Annotated in this window: 4 protein-coding genes; 2 read left to right on the top strand and 2 right to left on the bottom strand. The window is 62.7% G+C overall.

Going from position 1 to position 6,055, the window contains the following annotated elements; translation table 11 throughout:
- Window positions 1-68 precede the first annotated feature (68 nt).
- Both EOA13_RS36325 and EOA13_RS36330 read right to left on the bottom strand, forming a co-directional pair.
- A complete protein-coding gene (locus tag EOA13_RS36325; RefSeq protein ID WP_127297946.1) occupies window positions 69-1,058 on the bottom strand; it encodes an ABC transporter permease in 990 nt (329 codons plus the stop codon).
- Complete coding sequence (locus EOA13_RS36330) at window positions 1,055-3,613, bottom strand: ATP-binding cassette domain-containing protein (RefSeq protein ID WP_245490594.1); 2,559 nt, start codon at window positions 3,611-3,613, stop codon at window positions 1,055-1,057. The genes EOA13_RS36325 and EOA13_RS36330 overlap by 4 nt, the downstream gene beginning before the upstream one ends.
- Window positions 3,614-3,868: 255 nt before the next feature.
- Here EOA13_RS36330 and EOA13_RS36335 point away from each other — a divergent pair, with 255 nt between their 5' ends.
- Both EOA13_RS36335 and EOA13_RS36345 read left to right on the top strand, forming a co-directional pair.
- Window positions 3,869-5,101 carry an ROK family transcriptional regulator gene (locus EOA13_RS36335; RefSeq protein WP_245486277.1) on the top strand — a complete coding sequence of 411 codons (1,233 nt, stop codon included), beginning with the start codon at window positions 3,869-3,871 and terminating at the stop codon, window positions 5,099-5,101.
- A gap of 763 nt (window positions 5,102-5,864) precedes the next feature.
- Window positions 5,865-6,055, top strand: a 191-nt coding sequence (locus tag EOA13_RS36345) for an endonuclease/exonuclease/phosphatase family protein (RefSeq protein ID WP_206535358.1), incomplete at its 3' end; no start/stop codon positions are given.

Raw genomic sequence — 6,055 nt, forward strand, 5'->3', positions numbered from 1 at the left:
GGCTAATCTAAACGCTTTCATTGTGACTCCTCCGTTTAAAATTCGGGCTTGAAGAAAGGGGCCCGAGATCACCCCTTGGTTTCGCGCAGGACGCGCGATCTTGACAGCCGCTCCTCCAGGGAGCGCCAGTAATTGGAGACCAGCAGCGAGCCGATCAGAAGCAGGCCGATGATCATGCCTTGCGCGTCGCCGCCGATCTGGTTGAGCGCCAGCACGTTACGGATGATGGCGATCAACAGCAGCGCCAGCATGACGCCGGTGAGCCGTCCCTTGCCGCCAAACACGCTGACGCCGCCGAGCAGCACGATGGTGATGACGTCGAGCTCCATGCCGAGCGCATTGTTGGCGCGGGCATTGGAAAGCCGCGCGGTGTAGACGATGCCGGCAATCGCTGCGACGACGCCGGACACGACGAACAGCTTCAGCACCATCTTGCGTGTGTCGATGCCGGAATAGCGCGCAACTTCCGGGCTGCCGCCAAGGGCGTAGATACGCCTGCCGGTCGGCGTTCTCTGCAGCACGACCGCGAAGATCGGCGCCAGCACCAGGAAGGGCACGATGGTCCACGGTATCTGCGTGCCCGGCAGATTGTTGATGCCGAAATCGACGACCGCCGGCGGCAATATGTTGACCGAGCCGGTGCCGAGCAGGATGTAGCCAATGCCGCGATAGAGCGCCATGGTGCCGAGTGTCACCACCAGCGACTGCAGCCCCAGCCCTGAAACCAGATAGCCGTTGAAGGCGCCAAGCAGGCCGCCGAAGACGAGCGTCAGCGGAATGGCCGCCAAAGTCGGCACACCGGCCTGGACGAGCAGGCCAAACAGCACGGATGTCAGCGCCAGCACCGAGGCGATCGACAGGTCGATCTCGCGGGTGATGATGAGCAGCGTCATTGGCAGAATCAGCAAAGCCTTTTCCGAGGCGCTCGCCGCCAGTTGCGACAGGTTGAAGGCGGAGACGAAGTTCGGCACGAAGACCGCCGCGTAGAGAAAGATGGCGAGGCAAGCGGTCGCCAGCAGCAGGTCCCAGAAGTCGATCGAACGCAGGAATTTTCTCATCTCGCCCTCGCCTGTCTTGCCTGCTCGGCGCGCCGCACGATGAAGGTGTCGATGCCGATGGCGACCAGGATCACCAGGCCATAGACGCCTTGCAGCCACAGCGGGTCGACGCGCACCAGCGTCAGCCCGTTCTTGATCACCAACAGTGTGAGCGCGCCAAGGATGATGCCGAGCAGCGTGCCCGAACCGCCACGGATGGCGACGCCGCCGACCACTGCCGAGGCGATCACGGTGAGTTCGAAGCCGAGCGCGACACGGGCGTCGATGGTGGCGTAGCGCGAAGCCCAGAGCGCCCCGCACAGGCCGCCGAGCAGGCCAGCCATGCCGAAGGCGAGCAGGATGCGCCGGTCGACCGGAATGCCGATCAGCCGTGCGCCGTCCGGGTTGGAGCCGGTGGCAAACAGCTCGCGTCCGGTGGCCGTGCGATAGAGCAGCACATAACCTACGCACAGGATGAGAACAGCGATGACGACGATCAACGGCACGCCGGCGATCTTCAGGCCGGTCATGTCGAGCCAGGCTTGCGTGACTTCATCGGCGCTGACCTGGTCGCCGGCCGCCCAGATCGAGTTGAAACCGCGAAAGATCGACATCGAGGCCAGCGTGACGACGATGGCTGGGATCTTTCCCTTGGTGACGACCAATCCGTTGAGCAGCCCGGCAAAGCCGCCGACCGCGCAGGCTGTTACCAGCCCGATGGCGATGTCGAGGCCGGGATAGGCCTGGACCATGCTGGCGGCCATATAGGCGGAAAGGCCGATCACAGCTGCGATCGACAGATCGATGTTGCGGGTGATCAGCACCAGCATCTGCGCCAGTGCGGCAACGATGAGCAAGGCCGCGTCCATCGACACAGCGGTGAGGTTTGCCGCGCTGATCATGCGCGGGTTGATGATCGTGACCGGAATGGCGACGGCCAGCATCGCCGCGAGCAGGCCGAACTCCCGCCGCTTCAGAAAGTCGAAAGGTCCTTTTGCCTTTTCCTCCTGGGCGGCTCGTTCCATCTGCGCTGCCTGGCCGGCGCGTTCATCGGTCCTGGTCGCCGCTTCCAGTACCTTTTCCTGGGTGGCTTCGCCGCGCGAAAACTCGGCCGTCTGGCGGCCTTCGCGCAGCACGACGATGCGGTCGCACATGCCGATCAGCTCGGGCATCTCTGACGAGATCAAAACGATCGCCATGCCCTGCGCGGCAAGGTCGGCGATCATGGCATGCACTTCCGCCTTGGTGCCGACATCGATGCCTTGCGTCGGCTCGTCGAGGATGAGGACACGCGGTTCGGTGCGCAGCCATTTGGCCAGCACCACCTTCTGCTGGTTGCCGCCCGACAATTCCTTGACTGGCTGCCCGTAACCGGAAAAGCGCAGCTTCATGCGCTTCAACCAGTCCGCCACCAGATCGGTGGCGCGGTCGGTGCCGTAGAGACCGCGGGGCGCGGCCTTGTCGAGGATCGGCAGCACCGCATTGTCGAGGATGGAGAAGTCCATCACCAGGCTCTGGCCCATGCGGTCTTCCGAGACATAGGCGATGCGCGCATCCATGGCGTCCAGCGCCGAGGCGAACTGCACCGGCTTGCCATCGATCAGGATTTCTCCCGCGTCCGGCCGGTCGATGCCGAAGAGCACGCGCGCGATCTCGGTCCGCCCGCTGCCGACCAGGCCGCCAAGGCCCAGCACTTCGCCGGCGTGCAGCTTGAGGTCGATGCCGATAAAGCCGCCTGCCCGCGAAAGCCCCTTCGCCTCCAGCACCAGCGCGCCTGAGGCATGGCGCCGTTCGGGATAAAGGTCGGTGACTTCACGCCCGACCATCATGCTGATGGCGGCAGCGCGGCCAAGCTCGGCTTTCGGCTTGACGCCGATGAGGCGGCCGTCGCGCAGCACCGCGATGCGATCGGCGATGCGAAATATCTCGTCCATGCGGTGGCCGACGAACATCATGGCCACGCCGCGCAGCCTGAGATCGGCAACGACGCTGAACAGCCTCTCGACCTCACGCTGCGACAATGCGGCGGTCGGTTCGTCCATGATCAGCACGCGCGCATCCAGCGACAGCGCGCGGGCGATCTCGACCAGTTGCTGTTCAGAGGTGCGTAGCGTTGCCAGCCGCGTTGCCGCCGGCACGCCGAGGCCGACGGTGGCCAGCACCTTGCGCGCGCCGGCCAGCATGGCGGCGTTGTCGATGCCACCGAAGCGGTCGCGCGGCATGTGGCCGAGATAGATGTTCTCCGCCACCGACAGATCGGGAAACAGGCCGGGATGCTGGTGCATGACCGCAATGCCGGCGGCCTGTGCGTCATGCGGCGAGTGGAAAGTTGCTGGCTTGCCATCAACCTCGACATGACCGCTGGTGGGGGAATGTACGCCGGCCAATAGCTTCACGCAGGTGCTCTTGCCGGCGCCGTTTTCGCCAAGCAGCGCCAGCACCTCGCCGGCCCGCAGCTCGAAGGACGCATCCTTCAAGGCAATCGTGCCGCCGAAGGCCTTTGTCGCCTGAGCCAGGGCAACGGGGACAGCCACCCCCCTCTTGACCGCGGCATCGGCTTCGCCATATGCGCCCAAGTGCAGCACCTCTCCTCCCCGCTATTTTTTCAATTTGCTATATTAAATAGGGTTGGATCGCAACCGGAAAATTGACTTCCACGATCCGGGCGCGCACTGTCTGGCCACGCATGGGCGCGGCTGGAACGTCTCGGCCGCAGCAACTTCAACGCTGCGGGCGGCGAGCGCGGGTTCCGCAAGTTAAATGGGGAGACGCCGGTTTTGTCCGGAAAAGGCAGCAACTCAGTCAAAGTTCGGCACTACAACGAGCGTTTCGTGCTTGATACCATTCGGCGTCTCAAGGAGGCATCGAAGTCCGACCTGGCACGCGCGGCGAATCTAACGCCAGCGGCGGTCGCCGCCATTGTCGACGGACTGGAGTCGTCCGGATTCGTAAAGCAAGTAGGAAAAAGGTTTGGGCAGCGCGGTTCACCGTCCACCCTCTATCGACTTACCCCCGAGCGGATCTATAGCGTCGGCATCAAGATCGGCCGGCGCGCGCTGGAAGCCGTGCTCGTTGATTTCGCTGGCGAGGTTCGAGCCCGCGAGTCGCACGAATACCGCTTCCCGGATCCCGATCTGGTGCTCAAGGCCGGAAATATGTCGCTGGCAACTTTCGATAAGGTGGTCACCGGACTTCGCGATGCCAGCATTGTCGGCGTCGGCATCGCTTCGCCCTATTTCCTCGGCGGGTGGAGTGAGGAACTCGGCTTCCCCGACGATCTCGGCAGCCGCTGGGAGGCGATCGACCTGACGACATTGTTTACCACCAGGGTGAAAACACCGGTTTTCGTCGAAAACGACGCGTCATCGGCGGCGCTGGCCGAACTCATCCAGGGCGCCGGCGCGCGGTTCCGCGATTTCATGCATATCTCGATCGACACTTTCGTTGGCGGTGGGCTGGTGCAAGGCGGCAAGGTCCATACCGGGCCGCACGGTAACAGCGCCGCACTCGGACCTTTGCCGGTTTCGCCCTCAAGCCTCGATTCGGTCGCGGCCAAGCCGGCGCGCTACCAGAGCCTGCTGCATCGCGCCTCGATCTATGTGCTGGTCAATCATTTGAGGACACGCGGCGTGGTGATCAACCGGGTGCGGGAGCTCGATCCGCTGCCGCCGGAAGCGCGCGCGCCTTTGTTCGAGTGGATCGACGATTGCGCGAGCGCCCTGGTCGAGGCCATCATCGCCATCACCTCCATCATCGACATTGAGGCGATCGTTCTCGACAGCATCCTACCGCGGCCGATCCATCTCGAGCTGCTGGCAAGGGTGCAGACACGGTTCAACCAGATCAGCGCCATCGGCATCGTCGCGCCGGAAATCGTCTCCGGACAATTTGGCCCCGAGGCTTCACCGATCGGCGCGGCCATGTTGCCATTCTCGGCACTGCTGGCCCCCGACAGCGGTGTGCTGATGATCGGCAAGGACAAAACGAAGCTTCTAGGCAGCTTATCAGCGTTAGCTGACTCCGGCGCGTCGGGCGTTCCGGTGCCATCGGATGCGGTCGTGTGAGAATCAGGATGCCATACAGATCTTCATCCCGGACGAGCGCGGGTAGCTTCTGGTTTGCCCTCTCAATTTCGTCCCTGCCTTCGCGCAATTCGGGCTCGATAAACTGCAGGTCTAGAGCTTGATAGATTTTCTTCTGTCGCTGACGCTTCGCGCAATCGGATTAGCCCGCTAGTTCTGTGGTGAGGAGATGGGTGAAGGGGCACGCGATGGAAGGCGGGATTTGCGATTGAATTCGACGCCGGGTCCATAGGACGCCTGTCAGGGCTCAATAGCGGAACAGCCGCTTTACCCATATGGCTCCCAATCAAGGGCGACCAGGCTGCGCCCGATCCTGACATTGAATCAGTCGATAGACAACGACGATGGCCGCATTGCTCCCTGCCCGAGAGCTCGCTCCCGCTCGGCCGGACTCCCCTACCGCTGTCGTCATTGAACTTTCCCCACGTTCGACGGTTAAGAAGAGCCGAGAGGATGAGCGATGTCGAAATCAGATGAGACAGGGCTCGACGGCGTGCGGTCGACAAGGGCTCGTTCCCGTCCCATGAAAGGACAGGACGCAGAGGCGAAGCACGTCGTCGAGACACATCATCTTTCACCAGCTCAGGCGCGGGAATGGTGCGGCGGTATGGGAACGACTGGCAGAAAATTGGCAAGGCCGCACAGTCCTACAAAGGCGAGTGAGAAGTTCCTGTTCAGGGTAGTGAGGGATCAACTGCTGAGCCATTCACCTTGATACCGTGAAGAGTTTTGGAGAGAGCTCCTGATGACCCGCATCGCAACATTCAACGTCAACGGTGTGAACGGTCGCCTGCCTGTGCTCATCAAGTGGCTGGGTCAGACCGACTATGACGTCGTGTGCCTTCAGGAATTGAAGACCTCGGATGAGAAATTCCCCGCCGAAGCCATCAGGGACGCCGGTTACGGCGCAATCTGGCACGGGCAAAAGTCCTACAA

It is taken from the genome of Mesorhizobium sp. M7A.F.Ca.US.011.01.1.1, assembly GCF_003998295.1.
Classification (GTDB): Bacteria; Pseudomonadota; Alphaproteobacteria; order Rhizobiales; family Rhizobiaceae; genus Mesorhizobium.